The following is a 23,358-nucleotide window of genomic DNA, read 5'->3' on the forward strand; positions in this document are numbered from 1 at the left end:
AAAGGCCCGGAAAAAACCGGGCCTTTGTTGTTTAAATGCGCTTAGAGAGAAGCAGGTATTATTTAATGATAGTTACGTCGCCAGTTAGCACAGGCTGCTTGTCCCTTGTATCAATAACGTAGTAGTATACTCCTGCAGGTAACGGCTTCCCGTTGTAGGTGCCATCCCACGGCTTGTTGTACCCGTTAGATGACATGATCTGAGTTCCGTTCCGGTTAAAAATACTTACCAGGCAATTTGGATACGATACAAGAGCCGGGATGCGCCATACATCGTTTATGCCGTCGCCATTTGGCGTGAAGGTGTTAGGTATCGATATAGTTGTTGGAGTGGGTAATACTGCTACTATAACCGGCCCACCTGTAGACGGAACAATACATCTGTTTGTAAACGTAACAACACAGCTCACGCGGTCACCGTTTTGAAGGGTGTTGGTTGTAAACTTTGAAGCATTATTGTTTACGGACAAGCCATTTACCATCCAATCATAATTACTTACCTCACCGGTAACACTTGCATTAAAGGTGACGCTTTGGTTTTCGTAAATTGCTGCAGGTGATGTTATTGTAACTTTTGGCCCGGGTAGGGTGCTTCCTGTACCAACAACCAATTGCTTTTCCACCACAGGTGCTGCATTGTATAGTGCAGAGGCATCCTGATAAGCACTTAATGTAGTGTTGCCTGCCGAAAGAATCTGTACCAATCCGTTTGGAGAAATGGTAGCAACTAACGGATTGCTGCTGTTGTATATAACGGGTGTTTGGCTATTAAGGCTTGTTGCAATTAGCGTAAAATCTTCACTACACGTAGTTTTGTCTGCTAAATTAGCAATGGTAAGCATCGGTGCTGCTTTTTTTACTACTACTTGCCTGGCAACCGGCTGGGCTGGCAAATAGTTGTCGCTGCCTTCTTGTGTGGCTGTAATGGTTACTTCACCAATGTTGATGATGTGTAATTTATTGTCGTTATTTATCGTCACTATACTTTCGTCGCTGCTTTTCAGCGTGACAGGAGTTTCATTCTGGGTACTCTTAACCTCCGGATCATAGTTGTAATTCTTGTCCCATACCAAAGGCGTCGTAGGCTCGGGGAAAGTTATAACAGATGGTTGCTTTACCTCGCTTATCACCACTTTTAGATTGAGGGTAGTTGTAGAACTACCGCCGGAGTTATAGGCAGTTATGTGATAGTCTGCAGCCGGGCTGAGGACAGTGGGCTTACCCGATATTACACCTGTGAGCTTATTAAAAATTAACCCTTGCGGCAGGGGCTTATCAATTGTAAACCTGTCGAACGACAATGATTGTATAACATTATTAGACGAAGGCATATAAATAAGGCCGTCGGCAGAAAAGGTTATAGAGTTTGGGCCGGATAGGTACACTTCATTGCCGCTTGCGTTTACTATATGTACCGTTGATACAATGTTGTTTTTATCTATTCTTCGTAAAATGGCATTACCCTCGTTAAGAACATTGTTGCCTATATCAAGAATGTATATATCTCCGAATTCGTTTATCCCAATGCTTACGGCATTGCCGAAAGTAGCTGATGATGCAGGCCCGTTTGTTACACCGCTGTTGCCGTTACCCGCTAGTGTTGTAACCTCTCCTGCCAGGGTAACTTTCCTAATGGTAACATAATCTGCTACGTAAAGGCTGCCACCTTTGTAAAATAATCCCTGCGGTGAGTTAAATTTTGCGGTAGGGCCCATGCCATCTGCATTGCCCCGTGAGCGGTTACCGGCAAGTGTGGTTACTATACCCTGTGGTGTTATTTTCCTGATAGTGGAATTATTTAGGTCCGCAACGTAAAGATTGTTATTCTCGTCAATCACAAGATCGGCCAGTCCGTCGAAGCGTGCTTTGCTGCCTGTATCGTCAACATAACCAGCGGTAGCACCGCCTGCCAGGGTTATTACTTTTCCGCTTGGGTCAATCTTTTTCACTGAGACCTGATCGGTGATGTACACATTCCCCTGATTATCGGTGACAATACCTGATAGGCCATTTAAAAAAGTGTTGATCCCGGGGCCAACTACTGTGCTCACGATGCCTTGTGGTGTTATCTTTCTAACAGAATAATTGTTACGATCGGTAATGTACATATTGCCCGCCGTGTCAAACGTTACTTTCAGGGGCGAATCAAATTGCGCATTTGCTTTAGGCCCGTCCTCCCGCCCTGCCTTCCCGCTGCCCGCATAGTTGCTTATCAAGCCATAAGAGTATTGTTCCACACTTCCCCCTGTATTATATGGGGCCAAGGTAACTTCGGCATTGAGGATTAGCTTCTGCGGTGTATCGTAGGAGATTGCGGGCGCTGCCGGTATATTTAATATTTCACTGGCAACTTTAATGTTGATTGTAGCCTGGCTGGGCCCTCTAGCGTTTACTGCTGTTACCGTATATATGGTTGCCGGCGAAACGGCAGTTGGTGTACCGCTTATAATGCCTGTATTTGGGTCTAAGTTTAGCCCTGCAGGTAAAGGTTGGTCAACACTATAGCCATTTGGCTGCACGGCACCGCCTGAGTTTGTTGGCTGTAGCGGCGCTATAGCGGCATTCAGGATGTAAATTTTAGGTGTTGGATAACTTATTTTTGGAGCTTCGGCAGGAGGTGGCAGGTCAATGTCTTTAACTACTATTTTAACTGTGGTGCTGCTCGCACCGTCTTTATTTACAGCTGTAATAATGTAATCTGCAGCAGCAGACGTTTCTTTTGGGGTACCTGTAATTTCACCAGAAGAAGAATTAAAAGTAAGCCCTTGAGGCAATGGTTTGTTGATAAAGTAACCATATAGATTTACCTGGTATATCCGCCTGACACCCCCTACAAACAAAATCCCCGAAGGCCCTATACTAATATGATAACATTCTGAGGTTGAGGCAACGGTGCTTACCGTCAGATCCGTTGCAATCTTCCGTATCCCTCCAAAAAGCTCGCCCACGTAGATATTTCCTGCAGGGTCACAGGTTATTCCAACCGGATATTTAAAAGAAGCTGATAACCCAACACCATCAACAGAATTTTGAGTGCCATTGCCTGCAAGGGTGGTTACATCGCCGGCAGGGGTTATCTTCCTTATCAGGCCGTTAAAATAGTCCGCAACATAGATATTGTCAGACTTGTCTGTAGCAAGCGCTATCGGAGAATTAAACGCTGCGTTTTTGCCGTTGCCGTTTGTGTACCCTTTCAGGCCGTTCCCAGCCATTGTTGTTACATTGCCATACTGGTCAATTTTACGTATTCTGTTACCTTCTGTTTCGGCGACGTATATGTTGTTTCTTGTATCAACCGCAAGGCCGGATATTTCGTTGAAAGATGCCGTAACTCCGGGGCCATCCTGATAACCTTTCGTGCCATTACCTGCCAGAGTAATGACGATACCTGCGGGCGTTATTTTTCGTACCAAACCGTAAAAGTTGTCGGCAACGTATACATTCCCGGCATCATCAATCGCTGTAGCCCTGGGGTAAGCAAACTGTGCTGTTGCTTTGTCTCCATCTTGCATGCCGGCTACCCCACTTCCTGCAAAGGTTATAACATCACCGTTTGCCGATACTTTTCTTATCACATTGTTAAAGTAGTCAGCAACAAACAAAGTTCCTTTTCTGTCGGCGGCAACACCATATGCACCATTAAAGGAGGCGACATCAGCTGCACCATCGTTTTTACCTATGTCGCCGCTTCCGCTAAAATTTTGCACCGTTCCCGGCCCGCCGGCAGGAACATTACCACCTTTGTTACCAGGCAATAGCGGCGTAATGGCGGTGTTTACGGTATAGCTTTGAGGTGTTTGATAGGTTATAACAGGCGCCTGTGCATTACTTAGCTTATACATGACCGACAAAAACAACAGCACTGAAGCCTTTGTAAATACTCTGATCATGATGTGTGCTAAATGCATTTATATTGGTTCGCTAAAATAACTTTTTTGCACCACGTTCATCCACTTAATTCAGAAGAAAAATACTTATTAACAGCACTTTCGCCAATCAATCGAATGTGGTAAATTGCGCCTATGCCGGTGTATATTGCGTCATTGAATTCGGGGAGTAACGGCAATTGCTATTACGTTGGTAACGAGAGCGAAGCCATTTTGGTAGATGCAGGCATATCTTGCCGCGAAACCGAAAAACGTATGCTCCGGCTCGGGCTTTCCATGCAAAGGGTAAAGGCCATTTTTATTTCACACGAACATTCAGATCACATCCGCGGACTTGAAGTACTGTCCAAAAAGTACAACCTGCCTGTTTACGTTACCGAAGCAACATCAGCCTACTGCGGATTGATACCGCCGGGTTTGTGTGTACATCTTAATGCTTATTCGCCGGTATGGGTTGGCAGGTTGCAGGTTACAGCTTTTCCTAAACATCATGACGCTGTAGATGCACATAGTTTTATGGTAAGCGATGGTGACATCCGGATAGGGGTATTTACTGATATAGGTGCACCTTGTGAACATCTGGTCCGCCACTTCTCGCAATGCCACGCGGCTTTTTTGGAAGCCAACTATGACGAGCAAATGCTGGAGGCCGGGAGGTACCCTTACTTTCTCAAGCGCCGCATCAAAGGAGGGAAGGGGCACTTGAGTAATGCCCAAGCGCTGCAGCTTTTTATAGATCATCGCCCCCATTACATGACACACGTGTTATTAGCACACCTGTCCAGAGATAATAACGACCCCGAGCGTGCTTTAAAGTTATTTAAGCCACATGCAGGCAACACCCATGTAAGTGTTGCATCAAGAAATGTGGAAAGTGAAGTTTTTTGCATTGACCCGACCGGTACAACAAGGCATTTCGACCTTAATCAGGTAACCGGTCAGTTTCAGTTCGCCTTAAGCTGATGCTGGATATTTTGTATCAGGATGAGCACCTCGTTGCCGTAAACAAACCACATGGCCTGCTGGTGCACCGTTCATCTATCGCTGCTGACGTTTCGGAGTTTGCTATCCAAATATTACGCGACCAGATAGGGCAGCGGGTGTATCCTGCACACCGTATAGACCGAAAGACCGGAGGTGTGTTATTGTTCGCCCTTGATAAACCTACGGAAACACATATGCAACAGGCCTTTATGCAGAACCATATTAAAAAAAGGTATGTGGCTGTTGTGAGAGGCTATGCTCCGGTTGAGGGTGTGATAGATTACCCGCTGAAAAAAGAGAACGGTACTTTGCAGGATGCCATAACATATTATAAAACACTGAAATATGCGGAATTAGATGTACCACTTGGCAAGCATGCCACCTCCCGCTATTCGCTGGTAGAAGCGCAACCTCAAACCGGACGCATGCATCAGTTAAGGAAGCATTTTGCTCACATCTTCCATCCTATAATTGGCGACCGCACACATGGCTGCAACAAACAAAACAAGTTGTTTAAGGAGCGCTGGGATATGGACACCATGCTGCTGCATGCAAAGGAGTTAAACTTCACACATCCTGCAAGCGGAACAACCCTTACAATAGAAGCGCCGCTCCAGCCGGAGTTTACCGCTGCAATGGCGTTAATGGGCTGGTAAAAAAAATAACAAATACTCAAATACTGTGTTACTTTTGCATCGGCTATCTAGAGCCTATTATTGTTAATGAAAAGAGTTGTAGTTACCGGCATGGGCGTTTTCTCTGCCTGCGGCACCGACATCGCCGGATTTTGGAACACTATTGTTGAAGGCAGGAGCCCTGCTATACCGATTACCCGGTTTAATACCGAAAAGTTTAAGACACGTTTTGCTACCCAGATACCTGAGTTTAACGCTGCAAACTACCTTGACCGCAATGAGATAAAGCGAAGTGACCTTTACACACAGTATGCGCTTATTGCAGCCGATCAGGCTATAAAGGATGCAGGTGTAGATGTAAGCACCATGTCGCCGTTTGATATAGGCGTGATATTTGGAACGGCTCAGGGTGGTATGGACACCTTTGAACACCAATACCGCGAATTTGCCGAGAAGGGTTACGAACCACACTTTAACCCCTTCTTTATTCCTAAAACATTGGTGAATATGGCTGCCGGACTAATATCCATCAAGCACGGCTTTATGGGGGTTAATTTTTCGGCTGCCTCGGCTTGCGCCAGTGCAAATACAGCTATAATGGATGCTTTTAACTACATTAAGTGGGGTAAGGCGAAAATCATCATTACCGGGGGCTCTGATGCGCCTATTTCAGAGGCGTCAATCGGCGGTTATAATTCACTAAAAGCGCTGTCTACCCGTAATGATGACCCTACAAAAGCAGCGCGCCCGTTTGATATTGAGCGTGATGGTTTTGTAATGGGCGAGGGGGCTGGTATATTAGTGTTGGAAGAGTACGAGCATGCAAAAGCCCGCGGGGCGCACATCTATGCAGAAGTGGGCGGTGCAGCTATGACCTCTGATGCCTACCACATTACGGCAACACACCCGGAAGGTAAAGGGGCAATACGTGCTATGCATCTGGCGATGGAAGATGCGGGTATAAATACGACAGATATCGGCTTTGTTAATGCGCACGCTACGTCTACACCTGTTGGTGATATCAGCGAAGCTAAAGCAATTAAATCTGTTTTTGACGGACACGATGTTATGGTAAGCGCAACAAAATCTGTTACGGGGCACCTGTTAGGGGCAGCTGGTGCAGTAGAGGCTATAATTAGCGTAAAAGTAATTACCGACGGTATTATACCTGCAACCATTAACACAAAAACCATTGATCCGCAAATACCGCAGGATCTTCATATTGTTACGGGTGAGTCTATAAATAAGAAGGTAAATGCGGCATTAAGCAATACATTTGGCTTCGGTGGCCACAACGGTGTGGTAGTATTTAAAAAGATATAGCATGAGCAATAATGAAGTAATGAAAAAACTCCGCGTAGCGCTTCAGCTACGCGATGACGACATTATTGAAATTTTAAAGCTAGTAAACTTCAGGACGACTAAGACAGAGCTAAGCGCCATCTTCCGTGCCGATGATCATCCAAATTTTATGCCTTGTAAAGATCAGCTGTTACGTAACTTCCTAAACGGACTGGTTATTTACAAACGCGGCCCGATGCCAGACAAACGCGAGAAGCCAGCGCAAGAGAATTAGTGGCTGCTTACGTCTTTTTGTATCAGCCTGTATTTTCCTTGTTTAATAAGCTTTTGCTGTTCGGCAGAAAATGATTCGCGACCGCCGAAGTCCTGTACCCAGTACTTGTTTACTTCGGCAACACCAACTTCGTGAAAGCCCGGATTCATCAGGTTTTTGCAATGGCCTTCACTTTTAAACCAGCCAGCCATTACTTCATCAATACTGGTCTGACCAAAAGCAATGTTCTCACCGATCATAAAGCTTTTAAATCCTTTAAAGTAGTACCCAGCAAATACTATGCGGTCCTCCATGCTACGGCCATCTTTACTGGTGTGACTAAAATAGCCGCGTTTAGACATGTCTTTAGCATGGTCTTCTGCCGCTTTCTCCAGGTTGTCGTTCCACACCAACGGCGCTGCAGGCGGGTAGTACGTGTTACCGCAATTACACCCTTTTTGCCTTGTCTCATTTATCAGGCGTAAAAAATCCTGTTTAAAGTTGTCATAGCCATTATCTTCTTGCTGGTATGCAAAACTGCTTACTATTACCACAATGGCTAATAAAGTTAAACCTAAAATGTATCTTCTCATCACGTATATAGGACAACGTGAAACTTTTATGGTTTAGTTTAGAACAGCTGATTATGTATTCCTTTTTCTGTAGCTAAATATTACAACAAGGATAACAATGATAGAAAAGACTATAAAGATGCTACCAATTTTTTGACCGGAGCTTTGCGAACTGCTTTCTTTGTGGACGATGCGAGTAGTTTTTTTTTCGTTATCGGCTTTACTTTCTTATTAGCAGAGGTATCAGGTGCTACTTGCAGCGCAGTCAGTTTAGCTTCTTCATCTTTTTTGATGCTGTCAAGTATATCATCTGCACGCTTCATGGCAATGGTGCCTTTTTCATAGTCCTTCATTCTGTTGTACAGAAATCCGTAATTCTTTTGTACAAGGGCTTCCATTTGCGGTGTGCGGATCTTTATTGACATACCAAGCGCTTCGTTGAGGTCGCGCATTGCCAGCTTATAATCTTTAATAAGCATTTTTATGTTGGCCAACTTTACAAGAGACGAGATGATGTTTGTAGTGTCGTTCCTTAATCTGGAAATACTGTTGCTTTGCAGGATAAACCATTTGGCCTGTGCAAACTTACGCTGTGATGTGTATACCTTGGATAGCGCTTCGAATGCGGTACGCAACCCTAATGTGTCGTCATAACGGCTGTACAAGTGCAAAGCCATCATGCTGTAGTTTATAGCTTCGTTTTGATATCTCAACCTCATACCGCGGTTGGTTATCGTATCATATTTTAAATACTCGTTAGCTATTTCGGTATATACAGGAGCTTTTAGTGAATCATAGGCAATTAATTGCAGCTTTTGTTTCAAACTGTCAAGATCACTATGCTGCGCTGCTTTTAGGCTGGATACGGCAAATAGAAGTACGGTAAGGATAAATAGTTTTTTCATCTGGTTGCAGATATCATACATACACCATTGTTATTCAAATTGCATGCCCGAATAAGCGTAACAAGCTTCTAAGTTCATCCGGCGCTTGCAATCTGAGGTATGGATGATATAACCCGCTGATTTGCAGGTAAAAGTGCATAAATTATATTTATCAACAGTATGCTTAATGTAAATACTATTAAATAATTGTACACAATACTATTCACAATTGTGAATATAGCCTACTGGATGATCTTTTCGTAACGATCAAGTGACCTTTTGATAAGCTTAGAAGAAGAGAGAATTAAATTAAATAGTATTATACCCAGTATTGCGCATATAATGCCGGCGAGTACATCCAATACGTAGTGGTGACTGGCATATACAGCTGTAAACCAAATACCTACTGTGACTATGAAGAAGAAAATATTTGCCAGACCAAGCTTGTTCTTTATGCCGTAATAAAGCACTATAACTGGGTATGATGAATGTAACGACGGCATTGCCGCAAAAACATTAGACCCTTTGGAGTAAATGGATTTAAACACATTTACGTTGAAGTACTTGTCAAAACGGTCCAATCCGGCTGTGCTACCACGAGTTAAAGGGTGGAAGTTAAAACCATGTGCCTGTATATACCAGGGTGGTGCAGCAGGGTAGGTATAGTACACCACAAAGCCCAGCAAGTTTACCACAACAAACGTGAGAGAAAAGTATAAAAATTGCTGCTTATTTTTAAAGAACAAGTAGGTTGCAAAACCAAGAGGAACCGGTATCCAACACAGGTAAAAAAGACCGGCCATTACATCTATGAAAGATGTACTCCTGATCAAAAAGTATTCGTTTGGAGTTAACAGTTTACCGTCAACGTAAATGCCAAACAAACTTTTTTCTGCGTTGTACAGGTCATCAATAGCTACAGGATTATAATTGTAGTTTGGAAACGCCTTCATATAATCGAAGATGATCCAATAGACAATGAAGATAGTAAAACCCAGGATGAATTTACGGGTAACTACGGATGCATAAAAAAGTACATTGAAGATGCCTATAAGCACCAACTGATCGCTTTTGAAGCCGACCAGAAAATAGGAGATAATCAGGTATAAAACCGACAGCCCCGTTACAACACTTACACTTTTAAGATTGATACGGATGCTGCCATTAACAGCATCAGCCATTCTGCTTTTTGATAAAATCTGAATTGAACACTTTATCCCAAAGGGGAGAGCTCACACCGTAACCTTTGGTTGGATCCTGGTAATGGTGCAGCATATGGTGTTGTTTAATCCTCTTCCAAAAGCTTCCTTTAAAGTTGAAATGATGTATAGCGTAGTGCGATATATCATAAGCAAGGTAGCCCAGGATAAAGCCAGGGAAAAAGCCAAAAATGTAATTGGTAGGCAGTAAAGCATTAAACAACAGGTAAAAAGCGGTAGCCAAAGGTATGCTGGCAGAAGGCGGCATTACCAAACGCTTTGCGTCGCTGGGGTAATCATGATGTACACCGTGGAATATAAAATGCAGGCGTAGTGCCCAGGGCGCCTTTGGTACAAAGTGAAACACAAAGCGGTGCATAACATATTCGGTAAGCGTCCATATGAATAAGCCTGCTAAAAACAACCATATGTAGTTACCAACACCAATGTTGTTTGTGTAGGCAAAATAGCTGCAAACCAATATAACAGGTACAAAAATTATAATCGGCACAAAGTAGTGCACTTTAGACAACCCTTCTAAAAGGTCGCTTTTGAACATCCTTACGGATTCTTGCGAGTTAGAAACAAAATTCCTTGCCATAAAACATCAGGGTTTAAAACGTTCTGTAATTTCTTTTCCGGTTACCGGGTCGTTGCCCCTCATCTCCACATACACAATATTGGGCAACCAGAAAGAACCTCCCTCTATTTTAATAAATATATAACTAAGCGCCATTAACTTTTGCGCAACAGTTGCGAAGATATGATATTTTCCGTCAGCACCCTTCATAAGGGTAAGCGGAAATTTTTTGTATGACACAAACCTGATATCATACTTGTCTTCACCGGCTTTTTTCTGCACCAGCCCATAAGCAAACTTGCGTTGTACATAGTTCAGCTCTTCTTTCTGCCCTTTATCTGCATAACGTATCCAGTAGGGGTGTACCGGTGCATCCTCGTCGGGCTTGCCTGTTTTCTTGTCAATGTTAAGCTCGTATATCAGCGTGTTGGTGTTAGGCATACGCTGTACGTAGAACAACCTGCTGAGGTCTGCAGGAGGTGCTGGAAAAACAATCGGCTTGTCGCCTTCGTAAGCATTGTTCAGCCTTAAACGACTGTCCGGGGCGGTAATACTTGTCGCCTGTGTACGTGTTGCGCAAATAACTAACCCTACTAAAAGTAACGGTAATCTTAAACTTTTGTACCAGATCATTGCTCGTTCTCTGACAACGCCTTTTTGGCGTCTACTAACCTCTTAAAGGCAGTAAAATTTGTTAATACAGCAAGTATTGCAATAGGAAAGGTGAAAACCGACATGGTTTCAAATACATGGAAGCGGATTCCGGGTACAAACAGCTTATAATCGCCACCAATGTATGATGATGTAATGCCACAAGCTATAGCGAAAACACCTATAGTGATAACACGTTCGGGACGCTGCATTAAGCCACCTTTTGATTCTACCCCAAGGCCTTCTGCACGCGCTCTTACGTAACTCACCATCATAGACCCTATAAGCGCTATAAACGCGAATATAGAGCTCAGAAAGTAATGGTGGGCCACCAGGTAGTAACATATGCCCAGGAACATAATAAGTTCGCTATAACGGTCAAGCACCGAGTCGTATAAAGCGCCAAACACAGATTTCATATTACCCAAACGTGCAACCTGTCCGTCCAGCATGTCAAATAATCCTGCAAAAAGGATAAGGGCACCTGCCCATCCTACATAAGTAAAATCCCCCCGGTTTCCGTCCTCAGCTCCAATAATGAAGATGGCCGCAACGCCTACGTTCAATACAAAACCAATTGATGTAACCGCATTTGGTGTTAAGCCCAGTTTAATCAGCAGCTTAACAAACGGATCAATAATCTTGTATATCCCCAGCTGTAAACTGGTGCGTATTGATGTTTGCTGTTCCATTATATAATAAAAATAAAAAAATTCAACAATAATTAAAAATCGAACTTGATTTTGACCCTTAAGCCAATCTTCGCAATATCCGGGTGGTCCAGGTACGATAGTCTTTTTACAACGTCAAGCCTGATAAACTTGAAAATATTTTCTACACCAACACTGGCTTCCATATAAGGAGTATTGCCAAGTGTGTAGGTAATAGGCGCACCCGCAGCGTTAACCGGGAACTGAAAAGTATCCGGATTGGTGGCCGGGTTATTTTGCGTGCTTATTCCTCCCCATAGTGCCTTGAAAGATGCTGTTTCGCGCAGCTTTAAACGTTTTAGCAAAGGTACTTTATTAAAAAAGAAACCACCGAAATGCTGGTCGATATTTACACTTGCTGACCTGTCGCTTACAAATTCAAGAAAGTTCATCAGGTTATAAGAGTCGATAACATAGGCAAAGGTTTGATTTGCCCTATGAATATTTAATAACGGATAGGGTACATTGCCAAATATCCGTGAACCTTCAACAGTTACGTCTGAAAATCCAAATGGAGCTATATAAAAGCGTTTATCAAATCTTGCCTTTATGTCCTGGTAATTATATTCTCCGCCTAAAAAGTTCTTTAAACCTGCTGTAAAGTCGAGCGATACAATTGGATATTTGTTAATAATAGGTGTGCGGAACATTTTACCCTGGTAGTATTGCTCATTTGGTGCAAAGCGGATGCCTGCAGATACCTCTGACGTGGTAAGGTGGTAAATGATATTATTGCTGTTATCAACAAACGGGAACAACGTACCTGTAGGTGTTTGCACCCAGTTACGATAACCGAGTTTATAAGAAAAGTGGTTTTCAAACTCGCGCACGTAATCAATTTTAAACTGATCGTTATACAAGTACTTATCATTGGTGCCGCGTTTAAAGGATAACAATACGTTATCTTCCTGTATAAACTGCAGCTCCTGGCCAGGTATTTTGGTATCACGCTGATAACTTACACGCAGGTAGTTTTGCGGGAAACGGTAAATGCTTTTACTGTTAAGCGAGTATGTTGCCGCTAGAAAGTACTTCCAGCGTTCGTCTTTGAAACCGTACGCACCATATCCTTCAAAATAATAACGTTTGCTTAGCTCTGTTGTAGTACGGCCACCAACACGCAGCCTGAAACCTTCTATGGGGTTGAAGCTATAAAACGTACTTGCAGGTCCCACTTCGAATTTCCCAAAACCTTTATATCCTGCCAATAAAAGGGTAACTAGGTCGGCAGTACGGCGAAAGGATGGCATGTGGGTAAGGCTGTCGATATTTTTATACACCTTTGATTCTGCTGTGGTAAGTGTATCCAGCCTGTTCTCGCGCCAGAATTCTTCGCTTCGGTGCTTCACATCGTCGTTTACCTCCATATTTGGGGCGTACATAAATTCAGGCTCCTGTTTGTTTACAACATAGTTAGCAAACGTAACGGTGCGAACGCCAAAAAGCCCGCTTTTGCGCTTTTGTGTGATACCAAAATCCGCAAAAGTGTTGCTCCGGCTTAGGTGATAACGACCGTCTGGATTGGCCTCAAAGCTAAGGTCGACATGCATCATGCGAACAAAGTTCACATTAATGTTTTTGTTGATGGTGAGAGCTGCCTTTTGTACAGCATAATTGCCGTCAAGCGTAATATATATATCACCTTCAAACAAGATGTCGTTGGTATTACGTGGCGTAAAGCTTAGCTGTACCAGTTTCTTGTTGTCGGCAGTTGTAATTGTATCTGTGATGAAGAACTTGTAGTAAGATGGAGCAGCATCAGCAATAGGGCTCAGGAACTGTCGTCCTAGCAGGTAGGAGCTGTTAGCATAAATATCAACATCTGCATATAGGTGCTTAAAGTATTGACCCACGCCTTCGTTATCAACTGCAGGGCCGAAGTTTACGCTCTTTTCTCCCAAAGGTACTTCCTTTTTAATCTCCGGGCTTTTGCGATAGTATACCTGAGATAGCTTTTCTACCAGGTAAATAGGCAGTAACGATTTGCCAGGATAGCTTACGCTGTCTTTATTCTCGAAAAGGAAGTTATACTTCTTAAAGAATTTACGCTCTGTTATCTTTTCTGACAAGTTGCTGAGCGAGAACTGCATCTTATCGTATTGTTTATATTCTACAAAATTGTAAGCTTCGGGCCGGTTCCTATCTTTATTAGCAATAACCTTGCGTATTAGTTCTACCGCAGGATTCTCTTTATTGGTGTACCGGGCGTTCTTTTTCCCTTTTACTGTAACTTCAGTAAGCGATTTCGCAGACGGAAACATGCGGATGTTAATCACCTGCTGCTTGCCCGGCGTAACCTGAAGTATGGCATCCTTATAGCCAAGGTAACTGGCTTTAAGTTGAGTATACGGCTGAGAAGATCTTATAGAAAACTGGCCCTGGTCATTTGTGTTAACACCTATTGTGCTACCCGGGAAAGTAACGGTTACAAACGGAAGCGGTTGTTTATTCCCGGCATCGGTAACAGTGCCGGTGACAATGGTTTGAGCAGATAACGCTGAGCTTACAAACAAGAATAGTATTAGCAGTAAATACTTGGTATTGATCTTATTATTCATTTATAAACTTGCTGTTGGCGGATACAACCTACGTTGCTGATAATTTAACTTAAGGGGGATATTTTTATTTTACTGCTATCGATAATTAGTAGCAAGTAATAATTTGGAATTTGCGTGCTACTTAAGGTGCAAATGTAGCAAAAATTCGCTACAGACTATTGTGGTCAAAAAGTCAAATGTAATTGTTGCTTTTAATTCCAGTTGAATTGACTTTATTGTTTGTGATCTCATCTGTGTATCAAATAATTTAGCTTATTGCTGATGTAGACGTGCTAGGTTGGTAATTGTTACCATGTACGATAAAAATTGGAGGGTGGTAAGTTAAATACAAAATAAACTTGTATCTCAACTATTTATCGTAATATTGCGATATATATGGGAGTTACCAAAACAGAGATGTATACTAATGAGCAGAACCAATTGGCTGTTCAGTTAAAAGCTATTGCCCACCCGGCACGTATTGCCATTCTGCAAGAGCTAATCAAAGCCAATGCCTGCATATGCGGCGACCTGGTCACTGAACTAGGTTTAGCACAGGCAACTATTTCACAGCACTTAAAAGAGCTAAAAAACGCCGGCCTTATACAAGGGACTATTGAAGGTGTAAGTGTTTGTTATTGCATCGAACCAAAAGCATGGAAGAACCTTCAGGAGAAGTTTAATGTGCTGTTTTCTTCTTATCAGGAAAGCGGCACTTGTTGTTAATTTTCATTTGATAAAATCAATCGTAATATTACAATAATATGGAAACAGATCAGCAATTAAAAGAAATTGTAAGGCAGAAGTATAGCGAGATTGCTTTACAGAACAAGGAAACCAATCAATCGTCTTGCTGTGGTGCCGGAGGATGTTCTACGGAAGTATACAACATTATGACGGACGACTACACGCAGGTAGCTGGCTACAATGCTGAAGCAGACCTGGGGCTTGGTTGTGGGTTGCCAACACAATTTGCGTTAATAAAAAAGGGGGATGTGGTTATTGACCTTGGGAGCGGCGCTGGTAACGATTGTTTTGTGGCCCGAGCGGAAGCAGGGGAAACAGGCAAGATAATTGGAATAGATTTTACTCCCGCTATGATTGATAAAGCACGTGCCAATGCAGAAAAGCTGGGCTTTAATAATGTTGAGTTCAGGCAGGGAGATATTGAGAAGATGCCCGTTACCTCCAATATTGCCGATGTTGTTGTAAGTAATTGTGTGCTTAACCTGGTTCCAAATAAAGACGGCGTTTTCAAGGAGATTTATCGTGTGCTGAAGCCAGGTGGCCACTTTAGCATATCTGATGTGGTGTTAGTAGGAGATCTGCCCGAAGCATTACGGCGCGACGCAGAGATGTACGCGGGTTGTGTGTCCGGTGCTATCCAGAAAGACGCCTATCTCGATTTGATCGTTGCTAACGCTTTCACAGGTATGACGGTACAGAAAGAAAAACCGATAATTATCCCGGATGATATCTTAACTAAATATTTGAATGAACAGGAACTGTCATCATTTAAAGGAGGGAATACAGGAATATTCAGCGTAACAGTATTTGCTCAAAAGCCGATAATTGAATCCCAAGCCTGCTGTGCACCTTTTTGTTGCAGCTAAACTTAATAATCAGATGAAGAATATACTAGTATTATGTACAGGTAATAGTTGCCGTAGCCAAATAGCTGATGGCTACCTGCGCCATTTTACAAAAGGAAAAGCAAATATCTATAGCGCAGGCATCGAAACACATGGTGTTAATCCTAGAGCGATAGAAGTTATGAAGCGAGACGGCATAGATATTAGCAATCATACGTCAAATAACGTAAATGAGTATCTAAACATCCCGTTCGACTTCGTAATTACTGTTTGCGATAACGCTAAAGAAAGCTGCCCTCACTTCCCGACGAATGCTGTTAAGTTGCATGATAATTTTCCGGACCCGGCAAAAGCGAGAGGAACTGAAGAGGAGATTATGGAACAGTTCAGAATCGTGAGGGAGATGATCAGAAATTATATCCAGAACTTTGTAAACGAAAACCTGAAAGATAGCTGACCTAATAAATGCATTAAACGAATAAAGCCGGGTATTTACCCGGCTTTATTCGTTATTATAGATATGTAATGTTACTGTTGCTGACCTGCAAACATGTCATCATAGTAATCAAGACCCAGGTGTGTGATAAGGTCTTCGCCCATCAGGTAACGCAGGGTGTTTTCCAGTTTTATCAACTGTTTGAAGATGTCGTTTTCTGCGTGTAAACCAGGTGCAGTTTGAGGCGACTTCAAGTAGAATGATAACCACTCCTGTATACCGCTCATGCCTGCACGCTTAGCCATATCGCTGAAAATAGCAAGATCTAATGCAATAGGCGCGGCAAGAATAGAGTCACGGCAAAGGAAGTTGATCTTTATCTGCATTTTATAGCCTAACCAGCCAAAAATGTCGATGTTGTCCCAGCTTTCTTTGTTATCACCATGAGGAGGGTAGTAGTTGATGCGGATCTTGTGGAAGATCTCACCATACAACTCAGGGTTTTCATCCGGGCGAAGGATATCTTCCAATACGCCAAGTTTCGAAACTTCCTTAGTTTTAAAGTTATCCGGATCGTCTAATACCAAACCATCACGGTTACCCAGGATGTTGGTAGAGAACCAGCCATGTACGCCCAATGCGCGTGCAGCAAGGCCCGGAGCCAAAACGGTCTTCATTAAAGTTTGACCGGTCTTGAAGTCTTTACCTGCAATTGGGGTTTGTGTTAACTTAGACAGTTCAATCATCGCAGGGATGTCTACTGTAAGGTTAGGAGCGCCGTTAGAGAATGGTACACCTAGCTTTAAAGCTGCATATGCGTAGATCATACTAGGGGCAATACGTTTGTCATCGTCCTTTAATGCCTGCTCGAAAGCAGCAAGGGTTTCGTGTATTTCCGAACCTTCAAAGTAAACTTCCGTAGAGCCGCACCAAACTAACACCACGCGGTCAAGTCCGTTCTGCTCTTTAAAGTTTTTAATGTCTTCCATCACTTGCTCGGCAAGTTCCTGGCGAGTACCGGTTTTAACGTGGGTACCATCAAGGTTCTTTGCGTAGTTCTTATCAAACGCGGCTTTCATCGGTTTAATAGACTCTAAGCCTTCACGTACCTGGTTCAATAATGTTGGCTCAAGTACTTTTGCGTTCATTGCCGCTTCGTACACGTTATCTTCATATACGTCCCAACCACCAAAAACAATGTCTTCTAACTTAGCCAAAGGCACGAAGTCTTTGATTTTTGGGTGACGGTTCTCAGTCCTTTTTCCTAAACGGATGCTTCCCATTTGTGTAAGTGAACCCACAGGCTGAGAAATGCCTTTCTTAACGGCTTCAACGCCGGCAATCAGGGTTGTAGCTACCGCTCCTAAACCTGGTATTAAAATACCAAGTTTACCTTCGGCAGGTTTAATGTTGATCTTCATTATCGTAATTAGTGTTAAATGTATAATGAAACTATCCTAAGCCGGCTGAAGAAGCAACCCACGATAGTTATCATTTTCTTGTTTTTCATAATGGTTAAAGCCATGTCTGATGTGTAACCGGTATTAGTTGACCGGTCTGCGGCGCAAAGAACTCGTTTTTACCTTCACGCAAGCAATAATATTTATAAAGTTTACAGGCAGATGAAACTAGGATGTATGCCTTGCAGTATCAAAAATGCATTGGGCTTTGGTGATTGCCGCTGCATGGCTATCGTGTCTAATTCTTTTACCCTCTGAAATTCAGAATGGCATCTCTTATATTTCCTTTTCGTAAATCCTGTATGTTTTGTATTGGTCGCCGCCGATAGCCTCAATAGCACGGTTTACCATGTCGTTCTTTTCCAAAGTCCATGATGCTTCTGCATATTTCAAGCCCTTACGTCGATATTCTTTTATAATGCTACCATAAAGGCAAGCCTCTATGCCCATCTTGCGATACCCGTCTATAACTCCTAAAAGCATAATACGGATGCCCTGTATCTTACTTTTATTCAAAAGAAGCTTGAAAATACCGATAGGCAATAAGCGGCCTTTTTTTATTGTTTTTAGTATTTGGTTAATGTCTGGTATGGCAACACCAAAACCTACTATCTTCCCATTCTGCTCAGCAACAAGGGCGAAATCCGGGTCAAGTATCATCTTAAGATCTTTAGCCGTATAATCAAATTCCTCGTTGGTCATCGGGAAAAAACCAAGGTTTTTATCCCATGCCTTGTTATATACGTCACGCAGGGCGTCAGCTTCCTGCTTAAATTTTTTAAGGTTTATTTTCCGTATAGTAATGCCGCTGTTGCGTGTCAGGCGCTCCTGCAGCCTGTCCAACATCTGTAACGACTTATCGTTGTAATTTCCGCCTTCCCAGTACCAGGCTAGTAAGTCTGTCTGTTTCTGCAGACCTGCTTGCTCTAGCAACGTAACATAATACTGGGGGTTGTACGGCATCATAACAACCGGCGGCTTATCAAAACCCTTGATCAAAAGCCCGCAGGTTTCGTTGGTAGACGGGTTTACCGGGCCTACTAACTTAGTAGCACCTTTTTCTTTAACCCACTTAACCGCAGTAGTTAACAGCAGATCGGCAGTTTCCTGGTTGTTCTCACAATCAAAAAAGCCAAAAAAGCCATCGTTAACATTGTTGAATTTGTTATGATTGGTGTTGTAAATAGCAGCAATACGCCCAACTATCTTGTCTCCGTCATAAGCCAAAAATGTTTGCAGTGATGAGTGCTTGTGAAAAGGGTGCGTGGTTAGCAAATCCTTTTGAGCTATAAATAATTCCGGTACGTAGTTTGGATCGTTTTTGTACAATTCATGCGGAAAATCAATAAAAGAAGCAAGCTCCTTTTTTGATTGAACCGGGACTATTTTTTTCATCATGAGGTATTAACTCCGGGACACAGCTGGGGCAATGAACAGAAGCAGGGCTTTTACAGAAGGTTGATAATTGGTTATATATTTTCTTTAATGGTGTTTACACCAACTTCTTTACATACCGCTATCAACTTTTCTACAGCTTCATCTATCTGCTCAAATGTGTGCGTAGCCATTAAAGAAAAACGCAGTAAAGATGAGTCGGAAGGTACAGCAGGAGAGACAACCGGGTTAACAAAGATACCTGCCTTTTGCAAGTAATTTGTCACCAGGAAAGTCTTTGCATTGTCGCGTATATATATAGGTATGATCGGGCTTTCGGTAGCGCCTACATCAAAACCTTCGTCGGTAAGCAGTTTCATGGCATAATTTGTATTATCCCAAAGCTTCTGTATACGTTCAGGTTCAGATTCTATAATATCCAAAGCAGCAATAACACTGGCAACTGAGCCAGGGGTCATGCTCGCACTAAACATTAACGAACGCGCACGGTGTTTAATGTAATCTATAGTTTCGTAGTCGGCAGCAATGAAACCGCCAAGAGATGCCAGAGACTTGCTAAAGGTGCTCATTATCAGGTCTACCTGGTTTGTCAGCCCGAAGTGAGAAGCAGTGCCAGAGCCATTTTTACCAATAACGCCTAAACTGTGGGCGTCGTCAACCATAATGTTAACACCGTATTTATCAGCTAGCTCAACAATTTCAGGCAATTTAACAATATCGCCTTCCATGCTGAAGATGCCATCCACCACAATAACCTTTACCGCTTCTTCCGGCAGAATGCTAAGCTTGCGCTCCAGATCTGCCATATCATTGTGAGCGTATTTAATTACTTTAGAGAAAGACAGACGGCTGCCGTCTATGATAGAGGCGTGGTCGTATTCATCAAGTATCAAGTAATCGTTACGGCCCGTAATGCATGATAGTACGCCCAGGTTCACCTGAAAACCGGTGCTGAAAAGCACAGCAGCTTCTTTGCCGACATAATTTGCCAAACGGTTTTCCAGCTCAATATGGATATCAAGTGTACCGTTCAAAAATCTCGATCCGGCACAGCCAGATCCATACTTATCAATGGCTTTTTTTGTAGCTTCTTTGATTTTGGGGTGGTTGGTTAATCCCAGATAGGAGTTAGAACCAAACATTAAAACACGCTGGTTATTTATAATAACTTCTGTATCCTGGCCGCTTTCTATAGGCCTAAAAAAAGGATACAGTCCCTGTGCCCGGATCATATTCGCATCCTGGAACTGGGCTATCTTCTCGTGTAACTTTTTAACCATTTATTAACACTTCTTTAAATTTTTGTAAAAATACCATGAATAAGCAAAACTCGGGCATACAACGTGCAAAAAAATTTACACACATTTCATTAAAGCCACGCCACGGCATACTACTTCATCAGGCAAATTAATTAAATTTTTATTTAATCAATGTCACCAATTTTCAATTTCTATCAAAAAGATGAACAATTATGCTGTTTTAAGCCTAAATATCTTTACTAAGTAAAAATTCTGTTGCCAACTTTATATTGTTTTATAATTGTTTCATCTTCGCAGCGCTATACTTAATAAATCAAAAATCAATGGGAACTTTCGGTCCCTATTTTGGTTGTAATATTCGAACTGTATTCCTCTATGAAAAAATTCTGCTTTCTATACCTTACTAATATACTATTTTTTTTACCAATTGCGGTATTTGCTCAAAGTTCCTCAGTTGATACGGGAGTAGCTGTTGTAACATTAAAACAAAGTGTACAGTACGCGCTGCGCAACCAGCCTGTATTAAAGCAGGCTTATATTGATGAGCAGATCAACGAGCGCGACATCCGTATAGGTTTGTCAGGATGGCTGCCACAGGTGAACAGCAGTAATAGTGTTCAGCATTATTTTCAGCGTCCCAACATCATTGGGGGCGGTGTTGCAACAGGTGTTGGTACCGGCACCGGCGGTACCGGTACGGGTGGAAACGGCACAGGTGGTACAGGTACAGGGGGAACAGGCACCGGCACTTCACAGCAGAACCTGGCTATAGCTAAAAATGTATCTACACTTGGTGTATCTGCTAGTCAAACTATATATAACAATGATGTGTTGCTAGCTTCGCGTGCATCTAAATATTCAAGGCAGTACTACAAGCAAAATACCGAAAGCAACAAAATAGACCTGGTATCTGATGTAAGTAAGGCGTTTTACGATGTGTTGCTTTCACAGCGCCAACTGGATATTATTAAGGAAGATATTGTACGGCTTCGCCGCAGTTTAAAGGATGCTTACTCGCGCTACCAGGCAGGTGTAGTTGATAAAACAGATTACAAACAGGCAACTATCGCCTTAAACAACGCCCTCGCATCACAAAAGCAAACTCAGGAAGCTATTAAAAGTAAAACTGCATTCCTAAAACAAACGATGGGTTTCGACCCAAACAGACGGATAGTACTATCTTATGATTCTGCACGACTTCAAAACGATGCAGTGGCAGACACCACTCAGATGTTGAATTACGGCAATAGGGTTGAATACCGTTTGTTAGAAAGCACTAAAAACCTGCAAAACCTCAATGTGTCTTATTACCGTTGGGGTTTCTTGCCTTCATTATCTGCTGTAGGCGCTTATAGCCTTGCTTATTTTAATGATAGCTTTAGTGGTTTGTACGATAAAGGCTACCCAACATCTTACGTTGGCCTCTCATTAAACATTCCAATTTTTACCGGTACAAAAAGGTTACAAAACTTAAGCAAGGCCCGCTTGCAGGTTAAACGTACAGACCTCGACCTTGAAAATACCCGCAACGCCATTAACACCGAGTATGTGCAGGCGCTTGCAAATTATAAAAGCAATTACACCAACTGGCAGCTGCTAAGCCAAAATGTGCAGCTTGCGCAGGATGTGTATAAGGTAGTGGATCTGCAATATCGGGAAGGCATTAAAACTTACCTTGACGTTATTGTTGCTCAGGCCGACCTTCGCACCGCCGAACTTAATTACTACAACGCCTTATTCCAGCTGCTGTCAGCAAAAATTGATCTTCAAAGAGCTTTAGGAACCTTGCCACTTGAATAGAATATGACCATGATAAACAAATACAATTCGTTTTTAGCCGCTGTTGCGTTACTTGCTGTAACGGCCTGCGGTGATAAAAGTAAAAAAGATGCTGCCGCGGCTGCACCGCCGCCTACGCCTGTAAACGTTGTTGCTGCCGAAAAAGCATATGCAACCTATTACGATAACTACCAGGGCGTGGTAACAGCTATTAATACCGTAGAGCTTCGCAGCCAGGTAAGCGGCTTTATCACCGGCATATTCTTTAAAGAAGGTGATGTGGTTACGAAAGGAGCACCTTTGTACGAAATAGACAGGCGCAAGTATGTTGCTGCTTACGAGCAGGCGCAAGCTAACGTTTCCAGCGCAAAGGCTAACCTGGTAAAAGCACAAAAAGACGTAGACAGATATAACATGCTGTTGAAAAATGATGCTGTTGCCCGCCAAACTGTTGACCAGGCTACCGCGGCTTATGAAACCAGCCGCAGCCAGGTGAGCGTAGCGCAAGCAGCACTTGCATCTGCAGCTACTGATCTTTCTTATGCTACAATCCGTGCGCCATTCACCGGCCGTATCGGCATCTCACAGGTAAAGCTAGGCGCACAAGTGTTACCGGGTACAACCTTGCTGAACACCATCTCTGCAGGCAACCCTATAGGTGTTGATGTTGTAGTAAACGAACAGGACATCGATCGCTTTTATAAACTTCAAAAAGCAAGCAGCGATTCTACTTTTAAGTTAACAATGGCTAACGGAGATGAGTACCCTTACCATGGTAAGGTGTCCGCAATTGATCGTGGTGTAAGCGATCAGACCGGAAGTATTAAAGTACGTATACAGTTCCCCAATCCTAAAGATGATCTTAAGGACGGTATGAGCGGTGTACTTAAGGTACTTAACACGGCATCTGGTGATAAAGTGCAGATACCTTACAAAGCTGTAATTGAGCAAATGGGCGAGTACTTTGTATTCATTTCTCAGGATACTATCGCCAAACAACAAAAGGTAACGTTAGGCCCGCGTGTACAGGCTAATGTTATTGTGCTTGACGGTGTTAAACCCGGCGATAAAATCGTGACCGAAGGTTTCCAGCGGTTAAGAGACGGTGGTAAGATAACTTTGGGCCCGCCTCCGGCTGCAACAGGGGCAGGAGCTTCAGGTGCAGGTGCCCCAGCTGGCGGAGGTAAACCTGCAACTCAAAGCAAATAAACAGACCAATAAGCAGCAGGGTAGTACCCTATTTT

Annotated in this window: 20 protein-coding genes; 9 read left to right on the forward strand and 11 right to left on the reverse strand. The window is 42.9% G+C overall.

Annotated features, from left to right (window positions below):
* Positions 1-58: 58 nt before the first annotated feature.
* Positions 59-3,907 (reverse strand): putative Ig domain-containing protein, encoded by a 3,849-nt coding sequence (locus AC59GT_RS06700; RefSeq protein WP_497236905.1) that lies wholly within the window; start codon positions 3,905-3,907, stop codon positions 59-61.
* A gap of 114 nt (positions 3,908-4,021) precedes the next feature.
* Between AC59GT_RS06700 and AC59GT_RS06705 the strand changes: the two genes are divergently transcribed.
* The 4 genes from AC59GT_RS06705 (at position 4,022) to AC59GT_RS06720 (ending at position 7,081) form a co-directional block, all read left to right on the forward strand.
* Positions 4,022-4,849 (forward strand): MBL fold metallo-hydrolase, encoded by an 828-nt coding sequence (locus AC59GT_RS06705; RefSeq protein ID WP_497236906.1) that lies wholly within the window; start codon positions 4,022-4,024, stop codon positions 4,847-4,849.
* Positions 4,849-5,526, forward strand: a complete 678-nt coding sequence (locus AC59GT_RS06710; RefSeq protein ID WP_497236907.1) for a pseudouridine synthase — start codon at positions 4,849-4,851, stop codon at positions 5,524-5,526. The genes AC59GT_RS06705 and AC59GT_RS06710 overlap by 1 nt, the downstream gene beginning before the upstream one ends.
* A gap of 66 nt (positions 5,527-5,592) precedes the next feature.
* Entirely contained in the window at positions 5,593-6,828 is a 1,236-nt protein-coding gene (gene fabF, locus AC59GT_RS06715; RefSeq protein WP_497236908.1) for a beta-ketoacyl-ACP synthase II, read from the forward strand.
* 1 nt (position 6,829) lies between these two features.
* Positions 6,830-7,081, forward strand: a complete 252-nt coding sequence (locus AC59GT_RS06720; protein ID WP_497236909.1) for a DUF1456 family protein — start codon at positions 6,830-6,832, stop codon at positions 7,079-7,081.
* Here AC59GT_RS06720 and AC59GT_RS06725 read toward each other — a convergent pair.
* The 7 genes from AC59GT_RS06725 to AC59GT_RS06755 form a co-directional block, all read right to left on the reverse strand.
* Positions 7,078-7,653, reverse strand: a complete 576-nt coding sequence (locus AC59GT_RS06725; protein WP_497236910.1) for a CAP domain-containing protein — start codon at positions 7,651-7,653, stop codon at positions 7,078-7,080. The two genes, AC59GT_RS06720 and AC59GT_RS06725, sit on opposite strands and share 4 nt — an antisense overlap.
* 110 nt (positions 7,654-7,763) lie before the next feature.
* A complete protein-coding gene (locus tag AC59GT_RS06730) occupies positions 7,764-8,537 on the reverse strand; it encodes a hypothetical protein (RefSeq protein WP_497236911.1) in 774 nt (257 codons plus the stop codon).
* 221 nt (positions 8,538-8,758) lie between these two features.
* Positions 8,759-9,697 (reverse strand): phosphatase PAP2 family protein, encoded by a 939-nt coding sequence (locus AC59GT_RS06735; protein ID WP_497236912.1) that lies wholly within the window; start codon positions 9,695-9,697, stop codon positions 8,759-8,761.
* Complete coding sequence (locus tag AC59GT_RS06740; RefSeq protein ID WP_497236913.1) at positions 9,690-10,316, reverse strand: sterol desaturase family protein; 627 nt, start codon at positions 10,314-10,316, stop codon at positions 9,690-9,692. The genes AC59GT_RS06735 and AC59GT_RS06740 overlap by 8 nt, the downstream gene beginning before the upstream one ends.
* Before the next feature lie 6 nt (positions 10,317-10,322).
* Positions 10,323-10,928 (reverse strand): DUF4833 domain-containing protein, encoded by a 606-nt coding sequence (locus AC59GT_RS06745; protein ID WP_497236914.1) that lies wholly within the window; start codon positions 10,926-10,928, stop codon positions 10,323-10,325.
* Entirely contained in the window at positions 10,925-11,638 is a 714-nt protein-coding gene (locus AC59GT_RS06750; protein ID WP_117381919.1) for a CDP-alcohol phosphatidyltransferase family protein, read from the reverse strand. The genes AC59GT_RS06745 and AC59GT_RS06750 overlap by 4 nt, the downstream gene beginning before the upstream one ends.
* Positions 11,639-11,670: 32 nt before the next feature.
* Positions 11,671-14,214, reverse strand: a complete 2,544-nt coding sequence (locus AC59GT_RS06755) for a DUF5686 and carboxypeptidase-like regulatory domain-containing protein (RefSeq protein WP_497236915.1) — start codon at positions 14,212-14,214, stop codon at positions 11,671-11,673.
* Positions 14,215-14,589: 375 nt separating this feature from the next.
* Between AC59GT_RS06755 and AC59GT_RS06760 the strand changes: the two genes are divergently transcribed.
* Genes AC59GT_RS06760 through AC59GT_RS06770 form a run of 3 tightly spaced genes read left to right on the forward strand, consistent with a single transcriptional unit; the run spans position 14,590 to position 16,242 of the window.
* A complete protein-coding gene (locus AC59GT_RS06760; protein ID WP_117381917.1) occupies positions 14,590-14,919 on the forward strand; it encodes an ArsR/SmtB family transcription factor in 330 nt (109 codons plus the stop codon).
* Between the two features lie 38 nt (positions 14,920-14,957).
* Positions 14,958-15,806 carry an arsenite methyltransferase gene (locus tag AC59GT_RS06765; protein WP_497236916.1) on the forward strand — a complete coding sequence of 283 codons (849 nt, stop codon included), beginning with the start codon at positions 14,958-14,960 and terminating at the stop codon, positions 15,804-15,806.
* A gap of 13 nt (positions 15,807-15,819) precedes the next feature.
* On the forward strand, positions 15,820-16,242 hold the full coding sequence (locus tag AC59GT_RS06770; protein ID WP_497236917.1) for an arsenate reductase ArsC: 423 nt from the start codon (positions 15,820-15,822) through the stop codon (positions 16,240-16,242).
* A 71-nt stretch (positions 16,243-16,313) separates the two neighbouring features.
* Here the strand turns inward: AC59GT_RS06770 and AC59GT_RS06775 are convergent, their stop codons facing one another.
* The 3 genes from AC59GT_RS06775 to spt form a co-directional block, all read right to left on the reverse strand.
* Entirely contained in the window at positions 16,314-17,642 is a 1,329-nt protein-coding gene (locus tag AC59GT_RS06775) for an inositol-3-phosphate synthase (RefSeq protein ID WP_117381914.1), read from the reverse strand.
* A gap of 315 nt (positions 17,643-17,957) precedes the next feature.
* A complete protein-coding gene (locus AC59GT_RS06780) occupies positions 17,958-19,076 on the reverse strand; it encodes a GNAT family N-acetyltransferase (RefSeq protein WP_497236918.1) in 1,119 nt (372 codons plus the stop codon).
* A gap of 74 nt (positions 19,077-19,150) precedes the next feature.
* Positions 19,151-20,356 (reverse strand): serine palmitoyltransferase, encoded by a 1,206-nt coding sequence (gene spt / locus AC59GT_RS06785; RefSeq protein WP_117381912.1) that lies wholly within the window; start codon positions 20,354-20,356, stop codon positions 19,151-19,153.
* 354 nt (positions 20,357-20,710) lie between these two features.
* On the opposite strand from spt, the gene AC59GT_RS06790 reads away from it, so the two are divergent.
* Positions 20,711-22,135 (forward strand): TolC family protein, encoded by a 1,425-nt coding sequence (locus tag AC59GT_RS06790; protein WP_497236919.1) that lies wholly within the window; start codon positions 20,711-20,713, stop codon positions 22,133-22,135.
* 3 nt (positions 22,136-22,138) lie between these two features.
* Complete coding sequence (locus tag AC59GT_RS06795; protein WP_497236920.1) at positions 22,139-23,323, forward strand: efflux RND transporter periplasmic adaptor subunit; 1,185 nt, start codon at positions 22,139-22,141, stop codon at positions 23,321-23,323.
* The last annotated feature ends 35 nt before the right edge of the window (positions 23,324-23,358 follow it).

The organism is Mucilaginibacter sp. 320_HR (genome assembly GCF_059691875.1).